A 16814-nucleotide genomic window follows, 5' to 3' on the forward strand; every position below is an offset into this window, starting at 1 on the left:
ATCGAACGGACCTACCATCGCAAGCGTCGCCAACGCCGGCTCGGCAAACTCACCCCAACCGAGTTTGAGACAATCAATCAGTCCGCACACGCGGCCTGATTCACTCAACCCAACGAGTCAACCGAACTCGGGGCAGTCCCGTTACCCCGGAAGAGCACGTAGTTGAAACGGCCGGGGCTCTGCACACTCTGGTAGCGGATGCCATCGACAGGATCCACACAGAATGATCGGATGCCTTCGGAAACAACGAGCTGAGTCGCCCGGTAGTCCTCGCCATCGTGCAGTGGACGTGCGATTTCATCCACGAAGCCGTGCAGGAAATCGGCATCGTAGTAGTCGTCTCGTTCGTTGGGATCGAAGATGTTCGGGTAGTAATTAACTTGACTCAAATCGAGAATAGTTAGGTCCTTCATTGCACGGAACGCCCCGACCGTCGCGTACTGGCACTCGGTGTACCCAAGGATTTCGGCGTACGTAGTTTCAGGGTCTTCCGAACCGTAGAACATCGACACTCCGCCCGGACTGAACCGATTATCGCGAGCGAAACGGTCTGGTGCCGAACCTAATTCAGCGCCTGTGACCTGAAAATCAGGTTCACGACGTGCATGTGGCCTAGACCGCCAAAGCATCGTGCCTTCCTCTAGCACCGTGATGGCTCCGGGGACAATGAATGTGACGATTTGTTCCAACCTGCGAAGAAACTTCTGTGGCGACACGACAAGTGGGCTATCCTGCCGGTCTCGGTCTTGCGCGTGGTCCTTGAACCGCTCCCACCCAAGCTTCAAATGCAGCCTGCTCCAACCGAAGTCGTGATAGGTCCAAACGTCGGCACCGAGTGAATGTTTGATCTCGCGCAGAAGTAGAAATCCACCGTCCCCTACTGCGCCGTCGCAGTAGCCGACGACTTCCTCGACAGAGAGCCAGGTCAGCCCGTCACCACCGTCGCTGGGCGGATTGCCTTGTTCACTGCCTGTGGTTAAGACAACGGACAGACCGTCGTACACCAGCTCCATGTACTTACTCCAAGAGATGGCAACGGTCTCCCCCAACGGCTCCATTGCTATCTCGCAGAAAGAGCACGAACTCCACCGAGGGTTTCCTTCGTCGTCCGGGTCCGCCTGGTCCGCAATTTCGCGGGCGCGTTCGTACAGCGCCGACCCCATACAGCGCGTGCACACGGATTCAACGTCGATCTCACCGGGCGGATCCATACACACCATGTCAGTCTCCGATCGCGAGACGGCCGAGACCAGTCAGTGATGCCGAAGCCTTGCCTGACGCCGCCCATAACAATCTTCGTGGCCGATTGAAGCTCGCTACCGAAAGCATTGCAACCCGCAATAGACCACGTTCCAGCTGCGTTCACGCTCGCGCACAAAGCAACAGGGTCTACCTGATTGTTCGTCGAGCGGCTACTCCCGCAACAGGGATTGTGCGCGCTCGATGCGCTCACGAAGGCCTTGCTGAAAATTCTCATCTCCCGCAACGGCACCTATGTGACTGTCGATTGCTGCCCGTATCACCTCGGAGACAGGTTGATTCGAGACGCTCGCAACAGTTTCAAGCATCTCGGCTTGCTCCGAGGACAGTCTGATGGTCATGGCCTTGTTCGACATAGACGCAAGACTACGCTCAGCCACCACAGTTAGCTAGCCATGCTGATATTACGATGCCGTGATACCGTGGTATCACGGTGCAAAACCGCACCGGTAAAGCAAACTTCAGGAGAAAGTCATGACCAAGCCTTCTAATCCGCACCAAGTTGCAGTTCACATCGACGGGACGCAGTACAGCCATCCAGCCGGCACCATCACCTCTGCGCAGATCCGCCGAATCCCGAATCCCGACATCCCTCTGGAAAAGCAGATCTGGCTGGACATCGACGATGCCCAGGATCGATTGCTGGCCGAAGATGCGCGTTTCGAGCTGACCGGTGGGGAGCACTTCTACAGTGAAGTACCGGCTGTCACACTCACGATCGATCGCGCTGCCTACGAGGTTCACGCTCGCAAAATGACCGGTGCCGAATTGAGGGTGGTCCCATCGCCGGACGTGGCAGCAGATCGTGATCTATGGATGGATGTGCCGGATGCTCGGGACCGCAAGATACAAGACGAGGACGTCATCGCTCTCACAGACAAGATGCGCTTCTTCACAGCCCCCGGCCGTATCAACCCAGGTGCCGCTCAGTCGGGGGTCGAACGATGAAGTTGCCGACGATCGATGCACGGTTTCTCAACGACTCCGGTATCACCTACAGGACTTTCGACGACGGTTCGGGAATGTGCAACGTGGAATTACTCGACTTCCCTCTGCCGCAAGGCCTGAGCACTAACAAAGCTAATGTGCTCTTCCGGTTGTCCGCGAATTACCCAGACACCCCTCCCGACATGTGGTGGCTGATCCCTCACCTCACTACAGCTGCAGGCACCGTTATCGCAGCGACAGAATGCCAGGAAACGTTCGACGGCAGGGTGTGGCAGCGTTGGTCGCGACACTTGGACGCCGGCGCGTGGAGACCCGGTATCGACAGCCTCGAAAGTTACGTCCGGCTGCTGCGCAGCGAGCTGTCGACGGCCGCGGCATGACTACAGATAACGACAAGTGCGTAGCCGATTCGGGATCGGCCACATCGGTCGTACGTATGACCGACCCAGTTCACGACGCTCTTCTAAAAATGGCGCAAGGACCCGTCGAGTCGGCCGCGGTTCTCCTCGCCCAGGTCGAGGGCGAGGGAACCTCGATGCAGATGGTTATTATTTCGGTCCATCCCGTTCCCGACCACGCCTACCACGTCAGGACTGACCGAAGTCTTGAGATCGGCTCGGAGGGTTACATGCCGGTCCTGGCAGCCGCGGAAACGGAGGGCGCGGTCGCAATCTGGGTTCATACCCACCCCGGCGACGGCGCGAGAGTCTCCCCCAGCCAACACGACCTCCAGGTCAATGCCGATTTGCTACCGGTTTTCACCCTCCGTTCGTCACCCTCCGTCTACGGATGGTTGGTTATCGGGCACCAAAACGGTCGCCTCTCCTTCACCGGAGCCCTGGAATTCGAGGACGGTGCGGTCAACCCGCTGGAGCGTCTATCCGTCGTTGGTTCCCGGGTTCGTCGGATCGTGGCACAGGACAGTCAGGATCGCACAAAGGGGTCTGACGGGCACGCCACCGTCGAGGAGCTACCGGATCTCTTCGACCGCAACATTCGCGCTCTGGGGACCGAGGTACAGAAGGTGATCAACGATTTGACCCTGGCTGTCGTCGGTGCTGGAGGAACGGGGTCCGCTGTGGCCGAGCAGCTTGTAAGGCTCGGCGCGCGTCACATTCTGCTAATCGATCCCGACACGCTTTCCAGTAGCAACACCACCCGCGTGTACGGATCGACCCCTGCTGACGTTGGCAGATACAAGGTTGACGTTCTTGCCGAGCATCTCACTCGCATCGCCCCAGACCTCGACGTCCGAACGGTCGTGGGGTCGATCACTCAAGAATCAATCGCGCGTCGCCTCGTAGAGGTGGACATGGCGTTCGGATGCACCGACGACAACGCGGGGCGCCTACGCCTGTCACGACTACCGTTTTACTACCTTGTTCCGGTAATCGACTGTGGCATCAAGCTCGATTCCGATGCCGCCGAAATCATTTCGGGAATCTTCGGGCGGGTAACCACCGTGCATCCTGGGACGGCATGTCTGCTGTGCCGCGGCCGCGTTGACACGGCGCTGGCCGATGCTGAGGTGCGTACCACCGAAGAGCAGGGTCAGCTGGTGAAGGAGGGTTATGCGCCCGCCTTGCCCGGTGTGGAACCGGCGCTCGTTCCGTTTACCACAATGACCGCGGCCTGGGCAGTGTCCGAATTTCTTGAGCGGCTGATCGGTTACGGCGAAAATCCCACGCCATCAGAGCTGCTGTTGTTGGTCCATGATCGGCGGGTGCGCGCCAACGCACAAACCCCCACCACCGGACACTATTGTGACCCCAACCGGCAGTTGGATTATGACCGCGATATGTTCCTCGGAATGAACTGGTCGGTATGAAAAGGCTTCGAGCCAGTCTCCGGGCCGGCCTGGAGAGCCTGCGCGCACACCTAGCCCCTTCCTTGCGGATACAAAAGACGCCATACGCTTCGGTGATCGATGTACCGGAGCATCTTCCTCGCCGATCGGCGGCGCTGGTACGCAAAGGCAACCACGACCAGTGGCTGGTCTTCGACTGCCCATGTCGGTCAGGGCATCGCGTGATGCTCGCTCTCGATCGTCGAGTGAGACCTCACTGGACCGTGTCCGCAGCGAAACCTTTAACACTGCGGCCAAGCGTTGACGAAGTGAGCAAATCGGGACGATGCCACTATTTGATCAGACGAGGGAAGGTCATCTGGGTATGACAGACAAGCCAAGCACTTCACGCGTCGACGAACCGCCCGCCAACGAGCGGCTGAAGTTTGGCCCTATCGCTCCATCACCGGCCACTCCATCACCGACTGCTCCGGCTACGTCTGTCGGTCCCGCGTTGCGCAGAACACCGCTGTTCGAAGCAATCAATTCCGCCCGCTATTCACGGCAGACGTTGATCCGGGACATCGAGAGTCAAACTGGGAACACTTTGCTCTGCATAGTGGCCGAGCACGGTCAAATTTCGCGCTCGTACGCGACAGCAGTGGTGGATCTACTTCATAACGTCGACGGCGGCACCAATATAGATCTATTGCTGAACTCTCCTGGCGGAGACATCGATACTGCCGAGAAGCTGACCACTCTGATCAGGAAGAAAGCAGGAAAAGGAACCGTCCGTGTCATCGTTCCGGACTATGCGAAAAGTGCTGCAACGCTGATCGCTCTCGGTGCTGACCAGATTGTCATGAGCGATACCTCCGAGCTCGGCCCCATCGACCCTCAAGTTACTTTGCCGGACACAAACGGCGGTAGTTCTATCCACTCCGCCCGAAGCTACATCGATGCGTACGAGCAGCACGCCGAGGCTCTGCGTGCCAACCCCGAGGATCCAGTCGCACGGCTCATGCTCGACAAATTAGATCCGGCCGTTCTTGAGAAACTCACACGAGCCTCTAAGCGATCGACGGTCATCGCCTCGGAGTTGCTGCGGACGGCGATGGTCAGGGACGGGGACACTGCTGACGACATCGCTTCCAGACTTTCCGACACAGCGCAATGGCATTCGCACGGACAAATGATCGGGCACGAACGCTGTAGCGGATTGGGTCTGACTGTTACCTATCTCGACCCCCGGAGCGACCTCTGGGAAGCGTTATGGCGACTCTACTGCCTGCAAGCCTATTCGCTGCCCACCGGCGGAACAACACTGTTTGAGAGCAAGGTGGCTTCGCTACCGCTGTAACCGGCGCGCGCCAGGCCGGTCCACGCCAGGGGCGTGCTCATGCTTCTGGCTCGGTGGCACTACTGGCAACGGAAGGTGCGGCTGGCTTAGATACGTGGTCCGTGGGTCGGACGGGATCGGCGGGCCTGTTGTTGGCGCAGTTGTTCGCGGCGTTCGGCTTTACGTTGCTCGGCGAGGCGGCGTTGTTCTATCGCGCGTTGCTCCGCGGACTCTCGTCGCGCCCGGTCCGTGTCGACGATCGGATCTGCCGTCACGGGTTGCGGGGTCGGTGCCGACTGCTGACCGGGGCCTGCGTGTGCGGTCACCGACGCGGGTGCGGTGACTGTCTTGATGCGGGCGTTGACCTGATCCCACGCGCGGGCCGCTTCCCCGTGTTCGGGTCGGTCTCCGATGGGCGTGCGGTCGGTGTCGATGCCGAATTGTTCTCGGTAGGCCCCGACTTGTCCGGCGGTGATCTGCCAGCGCAGTCGGGCACCACCGGAGTCGGGAACCTCACCGAGGTGGCGTGTCCAGGCGGGTTGCTCATCGACGGCGTGCTGTCCGAGCTCGCGGGTGCGTTCGGCGATCTCGGTGTATCGGCGGCGGCTCCAGGCGAAGAGTTCGGGGTCGATTCCCTCGCGGTACTGCATCGGCGGCAGGACCCAGCTCGGGGCACTGTGGTCGCGTGCTTCCCGGCCGAGGGGCCAGCGTCGTTCGGCGTCGTCGAGCAGATCCGCTGCGCTCGGGTCGGGGTCGGTGACACCGCGGCGCAGTTCCACGATTGCGGCGTGGGGGTCTTTGCCGGCGCGTTCGGCATTGCGTAGGTGCGCGGCGAGGTCGGGCCACGCCCCGTCGTCGCCGAGGATGGTCTCGGCGTGCTCGCCGAACTGGGTGCGCAGCGTCGGTTTGATGCTCTGCGCCCAGGCGTGCATGTCTTCTGCGCCGTTCTCGATGTGCTTTTCGAGTCGCCAGTGCATGACGGCGGAGACGGAGTCGGCGCTGGCGAGTTCGCGCTCCGAGCGTGCGGCGGCGAGGGTGGGGGCCGCGTCGAGGCCGAGCTGCTCGGCGCGGCGGTACTGGTGGACGAAGGTGTCCCATTCGGCTTCGGCGATCATCGTGTTCGCCAGTTCCGGCCCCATGTTCTCGCGGACGATCGCTTGGATGCGGTGCGCGTCGATGAGTTCGCCCGCGTACTCGTATCCGCCGACGTTGTAGTCGAGCTTGCGGTGTGCGACGGCGGCGTCGCGTTGCTGTTCGGTCGCCGAGACGTCCGAGCCGTCGCGGCCGATGATGGTCCGCACGACTTCGTCGGCGATCTTCTTGTCCGGGTGCACGTGGATCAGGTGCGGGTCGACGATGCGGTCGATGGGCACGTACAGCTGGTTTCCATCACGGCCGCGGGTGAGGGCGACGTAGAGGGCTTGTCGGTTCATGGTGTCGTCGACGAGGACGTGGACCTGGTCGACGGTCATACCTTGCGACCGGTGGATAGTGGCGGCGTAACCGAGCTCGCAGTGCTCTGTGACGTACTCGGCCGGCAGGCGGATGCTCCCGCCGTGTTCGAGGTGGCGCACGGTCAGCGATCCGTCGCGGTGTGCAGTCTTGACCGTCCACAAATCGCCGTTGCGGATCCGTTCCCCGCGTGTTCCAGTCACCCGCAAGCTGGTGTCGTTGCGGCGGGTGACGATGCGGTCCCCGGCGCTGGCGCGCAGTCCGTCGGACAGGTCGTTGCCGCCCTTCTTGACCAGTCCCTTCGCGAGGCGTTCGGCGCGGGCCCGGTCGTTGAGATCGCGGACGGCGTGGTTGCTGCTGGCGATCATCAGCGACGTCGTCTCGGTGTCCGAGGTCTTCGCCCAGGCGGTGAAGACTTTCTCGGCGAGGTCGTCGGCCATGCCGTGCTGGACGCGGTCTTTCGCGGCGTACCAGGCGGCGACGGAGGTGTCGCCGTCGCGCAGTCGCAGCGAGATCTCGGCTTCTTCTTTGTCGCGGAAGCGGTGGACGTCGACCAGTTCCGGTGCCGCGCTCGATCGAGCGACCAGCCGCAGTGCACCGCCCGTGTCGACGGCGGCGAGCTGCTGCGGGTCGCCGAGTAGTCGGACCACTGCTCCGTGCTCGGCTGCGATATAGGTCAGCCGGTCTAGATCGTGTGTCGAGGCCATGCCCGCTTCGTCGACGAGGATCATCGCCCCCGGGGTGATGCCGGTGTCGAGTTCGTTCTGGTAACGGGTGAGGACGTCGGCGATGGTGCGGCCGGTGACACCGAGTTCGTCACCGAGGACGCCGGCGGCTTTCGCGGACGGTCCGAGGGCGATCACGTCGTATCCGGTGCTGCGCCACGCGTCGACGACCACGCGCATGGCGGTGGTCTTGCCGGTCCCGGCCGGACCGACACCGGCAGCCAGGAGGGCACCCGAGAACAAGAAATGCTCGACGAGTACCTTCTTGTCCGCGCCCAGATCCCAGCCTCTGCGTTGGGTGTGCGCGGCAAGGGCGGCGACGTAGGCGTTGCCGGGTGCCATGACCGCGGTCGGGGTGTGGGCGGCACCGACGAGGCGGTGTTCGGCAGCGAGGATCGCTGCGCTGGTGTAGGTCTCGTTGCCGTGCACGGTCAGGATCGACGCACCATCGCTGCGCTGCAACGCCTTGGGTGTCGCGTCGACCTGGCGAGTCAACCGGATCGACTCCCCGCCGAGAGCGGCTTCAGTGACCTTCTCGGCGACCGCGTCACGCTCGGCCGCGGTCGCGAACACCAGCGGCCGTAGTTGTCGTTGGACTTCGGCTTGGATGTGCCAGCGGTTCCAGCTCGAGCGTTGCTGTGCGATACGTGCGACGGCGGTGCGGGCGATCTCGCGGTGGTCGATCGAGGCGGCATCGGTGACGGTGATCGTGTTCCCGGTGCTCGTCTTCAAGGCGGAGTTCAGGGCCCGTCGGCCGACGACGTCGAGCGCGCGTTCGCGCCATTCCGCGCGTTGTGCACCGAGTGATTTCGGGGGTGCTTTCTCGTTGCGGGTTTCCAGGGTCGCTTGGTCGGCGAGGCGCATCTGGATCGCGGTCGAGGGGTCTTTGCCGTGGGTCTTGCGGTAGTCGGCGACGAGCTTTTCCAGGCGTGATTCGATGGCGTCGCGGCGGGAGAACTCGCTGAGCAGTGCGGTGGGGATGCCCTCGATTTCGCGGACGGCGCGTTTGTTGATTCCGGTGCCGGGTCGGTCGGCGAACACGGTGCCGAGCTCGCGGGTGACGTACTCCTCGATGAGGGAGTTGTAGCGCTCGGATGCGGCGACGGCGAGCTTGTGCAGCACGCGGCCATCCAGGCTGCGCCATTTGCCGTCGACGCCTTGCACTTTGGTGGAGATCGCGACGTGGGTGTGCAGGTTCGGGTCACCGTTGCGGTTGTCGCGGTGATCGAACCGGGTGTACATCAGGCCGGTCGATTCGATCTGTCCGACACCGGCTTTGCCGACGCGGGTGTAGGAGGCGTTGTCCTCGACCCAGCCGATGGCATCGCTGACCGCGGCGCTATGTGCGCGCTCGATCGCGACGCGGGTGTCGTCGTCGCCCAGGCCCCAGAGAACGGACACTGATTTCTGTGGAGTGAACACGCAGTCGTAGCCGGCGACGGGTTGGCGTTCGCGGCGTTGCTGCGAGGCGATGTAGCGGACGAGCTCTGCTTCGCTGGCCGGTGATCGGCCGACTTCGCGGTGGAATTCGTCGGCTCCGACGCGGTACCGGATCTGCTGGCAATGCTCCGCAGTGAGCGGCTTTCCTCCGGCGACGCGGTCGTTGTCGATCTCCGCGCGGATGCGTTTCATAAGCGGCACCTCGTTGCGGAAGCTCGCGAACTTACGGCCCAGCCGCACACTCTCGATCGCGGCGTTCGCCTTCGTCCCGTCGAGGACGGCGGCCTCGATCAACGCCTGGGCTTCGGGGTGCAGGCCTTCGCCGAACAGTGCCTTCATCTGGTCCTCGCGGACGTACCCGGACACGCCGAGTTCGGCCGAGGCTCGCCCTCCCCAGATGCCCGGTTGGGTGCCTTCGGCGGCGTAGTAGTCGGTGAGGTCTTGGCCGCGTTCGAGGCGGATGTCGGCGCTGGCGACCTCGCGGGTGAGGTAGGTGTAGCCGTCGCCGGCGTGCAGCGCGTGCACGGTCATCATCGCGGGCACCGCCGCCGACGAGCCGGTGCGCGACGAGATCTCACGGGCCGATCTCGCTCGAATTCAGCTTCTGAGTCGCGCGGCATAGTCGCGATAGTACGCAGATTCCGCCCATGGACACTAATAGTGCAAGAGGTGTGTGGCGTTTGGTTTTTCATTTCGCGAAGAGATACCGGGAATCTGAAGTCGATAGTATCTAGATTTTGGACGAATTAGAACGTGCATGGACGATGAGGGACGAAAGTTGTAGCAAGACAGATCAATCAGGGCGTCCGTGGGCGCGTATGACCCTTTCGCCGGCCAGCATGTTGGCGGTAGCCTGTCCAGTATGACTCCCTCGAACGGTGGACCGGTAAGCGCTCGGGAACGGGCTCGGCGGGCGAATGCGCAGCGATTGTCGGACGCACAGTTGCGTTTGAAGAATCAGGAGCAGGATTTGATTTCGTATTTCGATGCCACCCGCGACGAACAAAGGATCAACGAGGATGTGACGAAAAGGATCGACCGGTTGCGGCGGGACGCACGAACCAAACTCGACGCGGCGTATGAGAGACGCGCTGAAGCACTTGCCGCGCTCAAGACACGCGGTGAAACATACGCCAGTATTGCGGCCTTGGTGGATCTTTCAGTGCCCGAGGCGACGCGGTTGGTCAAATCGACGATGGTGCCAGGTGCGACCACTAGGCCCAATGTTCGTCCGGCTGCAGAAGATGACGCCGGTGGATCGAGTAGCACCGAGAAAAATTTCGAAGGCCGTCGCGGTTCCTCAACAACTGCGACTGCCGAGCCGTTCGTGTTTGGAGACGCGGGGGGCCGATAGAGAGGGCGGGCACAGCATCGCGTGACAAATGAGCGTACTTAGCGCCGCAGGCTTCACGCCCACGCACATCGGAGGTCCTAACTCAGTGCAACCACAACGGTAGTTCGAGAACGCAATGGGAACGCACGCCCACCGCACATGGCTACGGCGAAATAACTATGTCGTTGGCCTGGTGTTGAATCTGGCTCGAAGTAGGAAGTGAACGATTGTGATCGTACTTGTTGGCGTCGGCTTGATCGTCGTAACTGCGCTGTGGCGAGCTGGGAAGTCTGAGACCGGTTGGCGGTTCGCTCCTTTGCGGGCAACGGGAATCATCGCTGGGGGCGTGTTTCGCATCAGCGTGATTGTGGCGTCAGTCGTTTTTGCATTCGTCGTCGCTGCCATCGGCGGCGCGTTGCGTAGCAACTTGTAATACTGCGTCGGAGTTTCGATACGTAGAGCCGAGCTTGCGGCGTGGGCGCATATTGCTCGGTGCGTTTGCGAGGGTTCGCTCCACTTCAGCACCAATCTTCGCTATGGCTGCGTGCACCGAACACAGCGGAGAATCCTCCGCGAGCTTCATCGTCAACTCGGTGCCCACCACCGGCGCTCTACCAAATGGCTCGGGATAGGCACCTGCCCCAACCACCCCGCCGGCTAGACGAGATCACCGTCACAGATCAACGACCGACTGCTTACAGGTATCGAACGGTCGCCCTGTCGAGCGCAGCGATAACTCGGTCTGGTGCGAGAAGCATGGCTCTCAGCCCAACCGCGTATCTCGCCCAGTCCTCAAGGTTCGAGCCCTCCCCGAACGTCGTAGCGGTCGCAAACTGACGTCGCAGGTTCACCGGGAGCCGTCCAGCGAGCGAGGCAGCCAACGCGCGGGCCTTCTCGTATCCTGGGGCCGCCACATTTCGTCTGGGCATGCCCAATTTGGCAGGCGTCGACGGTTCCGCCCCGGCCGATCCCGAACATTTCATCCACCACCCTCAGCGCCGAGGCTCGGAGCACGAACGACCATCACCGTTTGCGTCGCATCGAAGGTCACCGAGAACACGAAAAACGAACAACAGACCAGCTCTGAGGCAATGGCTTCGGATAGGCGACCGATGAACGCCCCATCCGGCGGGAAGGTGAATTCGAGTCCTTCATCGACGCGCCGGCGGCTGGTAGCGGAGGCGAGGATCGATGCCCACAGCTCGATACGCTCTGGCTGGTCGGCTGTTGAGAGCGTGCATGCCGACGGGGCCTTCATCGCGCGGAGAGGCGTAGAGCCGCGAGACGGATGAGTGTCCGGGCGTCCGGGTGCGGCGTCACTGGGTACATGGCCCGACGTTAGACCCAGTACTGGGTGGAAGGTCAAGCATTTGACCTTCCACCCGACTCGAAGGTTTATCCTCGTGCGCATGTCCGCTCTGCGCATTTCACAGTTGTCGTCGGTGACCGGCGTCCCAGCGACCACGCTACGGTTCTACGAAAGCGAGGGCCTGCTCCCGGCGGACCGTTCGGCGAACGGCTACCGCGTCTACGACGACCGCGCTCGGCAACGTTTGGCGTTCATTACCGCCGCCAAGAGCCTGAACTTGTCGCTGCCGGAGATCAAACTTCTCCTTCGTGTTTGGGAGAAAGACTCTTGCGCCGCAGTCAAAGCCGAACTCGGCCCCGCCATCGAATCGCACATCGCGCACGCGAACGAATCGATCGCTCAATTGACCGCGCTGCGGGACAGTTTGACCGATGCTCTGTCCCGGCTCGGGGACACACCCGACGCGCCGACGCCCTGCAATCCGGAGTGCACCTGGCTGATCTCTGCGAACACTGCAGTGGGCACCTCGTGAACACATCGAGTACCACCTCGGTGGTGGCATGGCTGGAGAAGTTCCAGATCCCGCTCTACCTGCTGGCCCTGCTCATCGGTGCCGTTGTCGGCTTGGGTGCGCCGTCGTCGGCGCATGCGTTCGAGATCGCCATCAACCCGGTACTGATCGTGTTGCTTTACGCCACGTTCCTCGCGGTTCCGTTCTCCGCCATCGGCGCATCGCTGCGCGACGGGAAGTTCTTGCTCAGTGTCGTGGTGCTGAACTTCGTGCTCGTCCCGGTCGTCGTGTTCGCTTTGACCCGGTTCGTCGCTGACAACCAGGCGGTATTCGTCGGTGTGCTGTTGGTGTTGTTGGCTCCCTGCATCGACTACGTCATCGTCTTCAGCGGGTTGGCGGGCGCGGCATCGGAACGGTTGCTCGCGAGTGCGCCGCTGTTGATGTTGTTGCAGATCGCGTTTCTGCCGCTCTACCTGTGGTTGTTCGTCGGGTCCGAGTTGGTGGAAATCATCGACATTGCACCGTTCGTCGAAGCGTTCGTGCTGCTGATCGTTGTTCCACTGGTGTTGGCGGCCCTGACGCAAGCGCTCGCGCGTCGCCGCCGAATCGGCACCCGGATCATGGATGTGATGGCCGCGGCGATGGTGCCGGTCATGATGGCCACTCTTGCGGTCGTCGTGGCGTCACAGATCGACGCGGTCCGCTCCGAGGGCTCCCAGCTGATTGCCGCGGTGCCGATCTTCGTTGCATTCCTGGTCGTCATGGCGGTTGTCGGATGGGCGACGGCCAGGGTGACGCGCCAGGACGTTCCCGCGACCCGGGCGTTGATTTTTTCCGGTGCGACCCGGAATTCGTTGGTCGTTCTGCCGCTGGCGCTTGCGCTGCCACCACAGCTGTCTCTTGCGGCCGTGGTTGTGGTGGCGCAGACATTGGTGGAGTTGATCGGGATGGTCGTCTACGTCCGAATTATCCCCCGTCTCGTCCCAGCTCGCTTCTCCGAGAACAATATTCAAGGTCGGACCGACTCGCAGGCAACCGAATTCAGCCATTCCGAGGACACGCGGTCATGACTTACGTCATCGCCGAGCCGTGCATCGATGTGATGGACAAGGCGTGTATCGAAGAGTGCCCGGTCGACTGCATCTACGAAGGCCCACGGATGCTCTACATCCACCCCGACGAGTGTGTCGACTGCGGTGCCTGCGAGCCGGTCTGCCCGGTCGAAGCGATTTTCTACGAAGACGACCTCCCGAACGAATGGGCGGAGTACACCTCGATCAATGCACTGTTCTTCGATGACCTCGGATCCCCAGGCGGGGCGGCCAAGACGGGGCCCATCGCGCGCGATCACCCCTCGATCGCCAGTCACCCACCGCAGCAGAACGCCTGAACCTTCACTTGCCGCGCCGCGCGGTCGACGACCGTCCACCACAGTTTCTACGACCACCTTCGTTCAGACCCACAGTGAGTAGAACAGCACCGTGCACCGCTGCCGATCGCCACTCGAGAATGCTCGATTTCACCTAGGCTCCGGCGGCTGGCCCAGCGTCGAGTGCGGCCGCGCTGCGGGTGTTCAGTTGCTGTTCACTTGAACCGGGCTCGGTGTCGCGGTAGCTCTGCGTTCCGGTCGCTTAGCTGAGTCGTGTGGCTCACGGTCGTCCAATAGGGCTGCAATGTCCGATTCGATACACCGGGCGGTCTCACCAACTAGTTGAAAATAAGCAAACCGACCGTTCACATCGATTTCGAATCACTGATACTGTTCGGCGCGCTAACCTTCCTTGGGTCTGGGTCGTGACGGAACGAAGCCCTTTGTGGTCCTTGGCTTTTGGCCTCACGTTGCGGATTGTCCGGTCCCGCTATTCGGTGGGTATCGGTGGCTGACGATGTGTTTGGAGTGAGTGGATCTGATGCAACCAAAGCCGGGCCTTTGGGTTCACTCGCGGCGGCAGCTGTGACGGTGCTGTGCACCTACGGCGGTAAGAGTGCAGTGCAGGCCTTGATCAGTTCTCTGAACGACCCAGCAGGGTTCGACCCGGGCGCGTGCTACCAGAAGGACATCTTCAAAGGCAACGAAGGCTTTGTGACGGTCGATGCCTCGAACTGCCAGTAGGGTCGATTGTCGGAGACTAGGCGAAGGATGGTTCGTGTCATGGTGAGCCCAGAGCCAATGAACAAGGTCGATCAGGTCGACGAGCGAAAGAGCTCGTGGAGAATAGAGCCGAAGCGAATCGTGTTCGTTGTGCTGTTGGTCGCTTTGGGCTTGTCGGCGCGCATCGTCAACGATCGGTGGCCCGATTCCGGCTGGTGGCCGTTGGTTGCGGCTATCGCGCTCGCGTGTGTCGTCTGGTTCGTCCTGTTGGGCCGAAAGCGACGCTAGGCCAGTCCCCGCACGGCTGCATTCATGGAGGGGCTCGAGGTTGCGCAGGCAATTTCGAGCCCCTCTGTTGCGCCTGGAGCATTCTTGGTCGTTCGGGTCGGTTCGCCTGATCGGACGGGCGGAAGCGGTAAATACCCCTCGCCCAGGCCGAACTTCCGGTCGACAGGGCGAATTATGTTGCGGCGTCGCCGCTTCGGCGCTGTTCCGGTCCGTCGAATGGAGGACATCGGGGCCGTCTTCTGCGGGGTGATACTGCGGTGGTCCGTTCCTCTTTCCACTCGAGAAAGTTGGTTGACCATGCGTTCTTTCACTTCCCGGGTACGTGCCGCGGTGCGTCGTTCGGTTGTCGGTGTTGTTCTGTTCGCGGCGTTGGCGATGTCGGCGTTGGCGGTTGCACCTGCGGCGAATGCGGCGTCGGGTGCTCATGTCGCTGTCGGCGCGAACGCGCGTAGTTGCGTGAGCTTGTCGTCGTGCCTGATGGGTCAGGTGGCGTACGACGGTTCGGGGTCGACGTATCAGGTCTCGGACATGTCCTGCTGGTGGGATGGTGCTTCGTACAACGGTTCTCCGCGGTGGTTCAAGGTCTATGTTCAGCTCACGAGCGGGTATGTGGGCCGGTTGTTCGTGCATTCGTCGTTCGTCGGTAATCAGCCCGGCGTTCCGAAGTGCGGGTCGGGCAGCATCTGACCGGTCGAACTATTCGGCAGCAGTCGTGAGGGCATCCGGCCCGGTCTACTGTGGCATGGTTCGCACCGGTGGATCGCCGGTGCCGTTCTGCAGCTGCGTCAAGGCGAGCGCGCGGGCGGCCATGACAGCGATTTCGGCGTCTAGTGGTGGTCCGTCGACGGTTCTTATTCGCATGGCCCGCGTATCGCAGCGGGTACTGACAGAGTTGTTCTCGCGCAACGCTTTCAGGTCTGCTCCCCGCGGTCTGTCTATAGGTAGAGCAGGTGGGTGGCGGTGCCGTCGAAGTGTTCGAGGTTGTCGAGGACTCCGGTGTAGTTGGCGGGTCGGCAGGCTCCGAGGCTGACGATGAGGGCGCAGGCTCCGTCGATGGTGACGAGGTAGGTCGGTGGGGTGTTGGTGGGGCTGGCGTCGGCGTGGGCTTGTGCGTCGAGGAGGGCGTAGCGGACGGCGTCGGCGGCGGCTCGTTTCGCTGCGTCGAGGCTGGGTTCTGCTCCTGCGGTGGTGATGGTTTCGGGGCGGCCGTCGGGTCGGGTGGTGACGGTCCAGGTGATCATCGGTTTCGTGTTCCTTCGGGTGGGTGAGCCGGGCGGCCTGTGGTGCGTGGTTCTTCGAGCATCGCGTACCGAGCGCCAGCGAGGTCCGCGATGCGCAGGCATTTTCCGGAATCTGGGGATAGAGACTTTCCCTGTGGATGGATACAGCTCGGCCCCGGAATCCGTGTCGGGTTCCGGGGCCGGATCGGGTGGTGGCTACAAACGTCGTCGCCAGGGTGCGGCCATGTCTTCCTGGTGTTCGCGTTCGGCGTCGTCGAATGCGTCGGTGAGTGTGGTCGGGTCGCTGAGGTACTGGTCGCCGTCGGTGAAGATCGCGACGGCCATGCGGTGGATGTTTCGGAGCTCGTCGAGCATGGTGACGTAGCCGAGGCGGTCGATGATGCGCCAGGTGACCGGTCCCATGTGGACCTCGACCCAGTGCATGGTGCGTCGCCGGGCGGGGACGTACTGCTCGCGTGGGGTGACGGCGGTTTCCGGTGGCGCGATCCAGACGACGGACATGGCGGAGCGGGCGTAGTCGTCGCCTGGTCCCCCGGGCTGGGGTGCTTGGTTGTCGATGCGGCTGATGAGGGTGCGGGCGTCGGCGAGTCCGGCGATGAAGGCGTGGACGGCGGCGGCGGAGCGGAAGGTCATCATCAGTCGGTTGAAGGTGACGATCATCTGGGCGTCGTCGGTGGCGGCGGCGTGGACGTTGACCACGGCTTTCTGGCGTCCGACGATGGTGGCGGTGGTGTGGGTGACCACTGCGCCGTAGTTGTCGGTGTCGGTGCTGCTGTGGGCTTTCTGGGCGGTGGTCTTCGACATCTCGCGCTCCCCTGCTCAACGTGACGAACCGGGTGGCCCGCCAATTTTTTTGCCGTTCTGGCAGAGGAGAGTTGGACCGGCATGAGGGGGCCGGAGTGCAATGGTCGGGCCGGAAAGTTTTCAGCCGGAGGCGTCTGTGAAAAGTTTCCGGAGCCCCTTGGGGCCGGGAGCGCAGCGGACGCCGGCGGTTGCGCGGAGGTCACCGCCGGTCAAAATCGGAAGGCCAGAAGGGAATCTCAATAGGTTTTGTCAAGCACGGCCGCAGGCCGTTCCGATTGGACGACAC

The 16814-nt window shown here is 62.3% G+C and carries 18 protein-coding genes; 12 read left to right on the plus strand and 6 right to left on the minus strand.

Features of this window, described 5'->3' with window-relative positions:
• Window positions 1-104: 104 nt before the first annotated feature.
• Window positions 105-1211, minus strand: coding sequence for an RES family NAD+ phosphorylase (locus ACOQFP_RS24105; RefSeq protein ID WP_421585771.1), 1107 nt, complete (start codon window positions 1209-1211; stop codon window positions 105-107).
• Between the two features lie 523 nt (window positions 1212-1734).
• On the opposite strand from ACOQFP_RS24105, the gene ACOQFP_RS24110 reads away from it, so the two are divergent.
• The 5 genes from ACOQFP_RS24110 to ACOQFP_RS24130 all read left to right on the plus strand — a co-directional run bounded on the left by ACOQFP_RS24110 (window position 1735) and on the right by ACOQFP_RS24130 (window position 5354).
• Window positions 1735-2208, plus strand: coding sequence for a multiubiquitin domain-containing protein (locus tag ACOQFP_RS24110; RefSeq protein ID WP_037154250.1), 474 nt, complete (start codon window positions 1735-1737; stop codon window positions 2206-2208).
• Window positions 2205-2588, plus strand: a complete 384-nt coding sequence (locus ACOQFP_RS24115) for an E2/UBC family protein (RefSeq protein WP_052058722.1) — start codon at window positions 2205-2207, stop codon at window positions 2586-2588. Before ACOQFP_RS24110 ends, ACOQFP_RS24115 begins: the two co-directional genes overlap by 4 nt.
• Window positions 2589-2644: 56 nt before the next feature.
• The gene (locus ACOQFP_RS24120; RefSeq protein ID WP_052058723.1) at window positions 2645-4036 is read left to right on the plus strand and encodes a ThiF family adenylyltransferase; all 1392 of its coding nucleotides are present in this window, start codon (window positions 2645-2647) and stop codon (window positions 4034-4036) included.
• A 203-nt stretch (window positions 4037-4239) separates the two neighbouring features.
• A complete protein-coding gene (locus tag ACOQFP_RS24125; protein ID WP_369597558.1) occupies window positions 4240-4383 on the plus strand; it encodes a DUF6527 family protein in 144 nt (47 codons plus the stop codon).
• A complete protein-coding gene (locus tag ACOQFP_RS24130) occupies window positions 4380-5354 on the plus strand; it encodes an SDH family Clp fold serine proteinase (protein WP_165430179.1) in 975 nt (324 codons plus the stop codon). Before ACOQFP_RS24125 ends, ACOQFP_RS24130 begins: the two co-directional genes overlap by 4 nt.
• 86 nt (window positions 5355-5440) lie before the next feature.
• Here ACOQFP_RS24130 and mobF read toward each other — a convergent pair whose 3' ends face one another.
• Window positions 5441-9484, minus strand: a complete 4044-nt coding sequence (gene mobF / locus ACOQFP_RS24135; RefSeq protein ID WP_037154255.1) for a MobF family relaxase — start codon at window positions 9482-9484, stop codon at window positions 5441-5443.
• Window positions 9485-9812: 328 nt separating this feature from the next.
• Between mobF and ACOQFP_RS24140 the strand changes: the two genes are divergently transcribed.
• A complete protein-coding gene (locus ACOQFP_RS24140; protein ID WP_176459921.1) occupies window positions 9813-10304 on the plus strand; it encodes a hypothetical protein in 492 nt (163 codons plus the stop codon).
• Window positions 10305-10656: 352 nt separating this feature from the next.
• Here ACOQFP_RS24140 and ACOQFP_RS24145 read toward each other — a convergent pair whose 3' ends face one another.
• On the minus strand, window positions 10657-10887 hold the full coding sequence (locus ACOQFP_RS24145; protein WP_421585772.1) for a hypothetical protein: 231 nt from the start codon (window positions 10885-10887) through the stop codon (window positions 10657-10659).
• Between the two features lie 375 nt (window positions 10888-11262).
• Window positions 11263-11541, minus strand: a complete 279-nt coding sequence (locus tag ACOQFP_RS24150) for a hypothetical protein (RefSeq protein WP_037154262.1) — start codon at window positions 11539-11541, stop codon at window positions 11263-11265.
• Between the two features lie 151 nt (window positions 11542-11692).
• On the opposite strand from ACOQFP_RS24150, the gene ACOQFP_RS24155 reads away from it, so the two are divergent.
• The 6 genes from ACOQFP_RS24155 (at window position 11693) to ACOQFP_RS24180 (ending at window position 15170) form a co-directional block, all read left to right on the plus strand.
• Entirely contained in the window at window positions 11693-12124 is a 432-nt protein-coding gene (locus ACOQFP_RS24155; protein ID WP_037154267.1) for a MerR family transcriptional regulator, read from the plus strand.
• 20 nt (window positions 12125-12144) lie between these two features.
• On the plus strand, window positions 12145-13173 hold the full coding sequence (locus tag ACOQFP_RS24160) for an arsenic resistance protein (protein WP_037154466.1): 1029 nt from the start codon (window positions 12145-12147) through the stop codon (window positions 13171-13173).
• A complete protein-coding gene (fdxA, locus tag ACOQFP_RS24165) occupies window positions 13170-13493 on the plus strand; it encodes a ferredoxin (RefSeq protein ID WP_037154271.1) in 324 nt (107 codons plus the stop codon). Before ACOQFP_RS24160 ends, fdxA begins: the two co-directional genes overlap by 4 nt.
• Window positions 13494-14000: 507 nt before the next feature.
• The gene (locus ACOQFP_RS24170) at window positions 14001-14216 is read left to right on the plus strand and encodes a hypothetical protein (RefSeq protein ID WP_037154274.1); all 216 of its coding nucleotides are present in this window, start codon (window positions 14001-14003) and stop codon (window positions 14214-14216) included.
• Between the two features lie 39 nt (window positions 14217-14255).
• On the plus strand, window positions 14256-14483 hold the full coding sequence (locus tag ACOQFP_RS24175) for a DUF4175 domain-containing protein (RefSeq protein WP_141217142.1): 228 nt from the start codon (window positions 14256-14258) through the stop codon (window positions 14481-14483).
• A gap of 297 nt (window positions 14484-14780) precedes the next feature.
• On the plus strand, window positions 14781-15170 hold the full coding sequence (locus ACOQFP_RS24180) for a hypothetical protein (RefSeq protein ID WP_207309291.1): 390 nt from the start codon (window positions 14781-14783) through the stop codon (window positions 15168-15170).
• Window positions 15171-15418: 248 nt separating this feature from the next.
• On the opposite strand, the gene ACOQFP_RS24185 is transcribed toward ACOQFP_RS24180, so the two are convergent.
• Window positions 15419-15724 (minus strand): hypothetical protein, encoded by a 306-nt coding sequence (locus ACOQFP_RS24185; protein ID WP_037154279.1) that lies wholly within the window; start codon window positions 15722-15724, stop codon window positions 15419-15421.
• A 195-nt stretch (window positions 15725-15919) separates the two neighbouring features.
• Complete coding sequence (locus ACOQFP_RS24190) at window positions 15920-16528, minus strand: hypothetical protein (protein WP_094719630.1); 609 nt, start codon at window positions 16526-16528, stop codon at window positions 15920-15922.
• Window positions 16529-16814 lie beyond the last annotated feature (286 nt).

The sequence above is a fragment of the Rhodococcus sp. MALMAid1271 genome, assembly GCF_049195265.1.
Taxonomy (GTDB): Bacteria; Actinomycetota; Actinomycetes; order Mycobacteriales; family Mycobacteriaceae; genus Rhodococcoides.

What these genes read in the sequence shown, in the direction of transcription:
- ACOQFP_RS24120 (WP_052058723.1), top strand. Translation starts at nt 2,645, where the DNA reads ATGACCGACCCAGTTCACGACGCTCTTCTAAAAATGGCGCAAGGACCC.
- ACOQFP_RS24140 (WP_176459921.1), top strand. Translation starts at nt 9,813, where the DNA reads ATGACTCCCTCGAACGGTGGACCGGTAAGCGCTCGGGAACGGGCTCGG.
- fdxA (WP_037154271.1), top strand. Translation starts at nt 13,170, where the DNA reads ATGACTTACGTCATCGCCGAGCCGTGCATCGATGTGATGGACAAGGCG.
- ACOQFP_RS24150 (WP_037154262.1), bottom strand. Translation starts at nt 11,541, where the DNA reads ATGAAGGCCCCGTCGGCATGCACGCTCTCAACAGCCGACCAGCCAGAG.
- ACOQFP_RS24155 (WP_037154267.1), top strand. Translation starts at nt 11,693, where the DNA reads ATGTCCGCTCTGCGCATTTCACAGTTGTCGTCGGTGACCGGCGTCCCA.
- ACOQFP_RS24130 (WP_165430179.1), top strand. Translation starts at nt 4,380, where the DNA reads ATGACAGACAAGCCAAGCACTTCACGCGTCGACGAACCGCCCGCCAAC.
- ACOQFP_RS24110 (WP_037154250.1), top strand. Translation starts at nt 1,735, where the DNA reads ATGACCAAGCCTTCTAATCCGCACCAAGTTGCAGTTCACATCGACGGG.
- ACOQFP_RS24105 (WP_421585771.1), bottom strand. Translation starts at nt 1,211, where the DNA reads ATGGATCCGCCCGGTGAGATCGACGTTGAATCCGTGTGCACGCGCTGT.
- ACOQFP_RS24175 (WP_141217142.1), top strand. Translation starts at nt 14,256, where the DNA reads ATGGTGAGCCCAGAGCCAATGAACAAGGTCGATCAGGTCGACGAGCGA.
- ACOQFP_RS24180 (WP_207309291.1), top strand. Translation starts at nt 14,781, where the DNA reads ATGCGTTCTTTCACTTCCCGGGTACGTGCCGCGGTGCGTCGTTCGGTT.
- mobF (WP_037154255.1), bottom strand. Translation starts at nt 9,484, where the DNA reads ATGATGACCGTGCACGCGCTGCACGCCGGCGACGGCTACACCTACCTC.
- ACOQFP_RS24115 (WP_052058722.1), top strand. Translation starts at nt 2,205, where the DNA reads ATGAAGTTGCCGACGATCGATGCACGGTTTCTCAACGACTCCGGTATC.
- ACOQFP_RS24125 (WP_369597558.1), top strand. Translation starts at nt 4,240, where the DNA reads ATGCTCGCTCTCGATCGTCGAGTGAGACCTCACTGGACCGTGTCCGCA.
- ACOQFP_RS24185 (WP_037154279.1), bottom strand. Translation starts at nt 15,724, where the DNA reads ATGATCACCTGGACCGTCACCACCCGACCCGACGGCCGCCCCGAAACC.
- ACOQFP_RS24190 (WP_094719630.1), bottom strand. Translation starts at nt 16,528, where the DNA reads ATGTCGAAGACCACCGCCCAGAAAGCCCACAGCAGCACCGACACCGAC.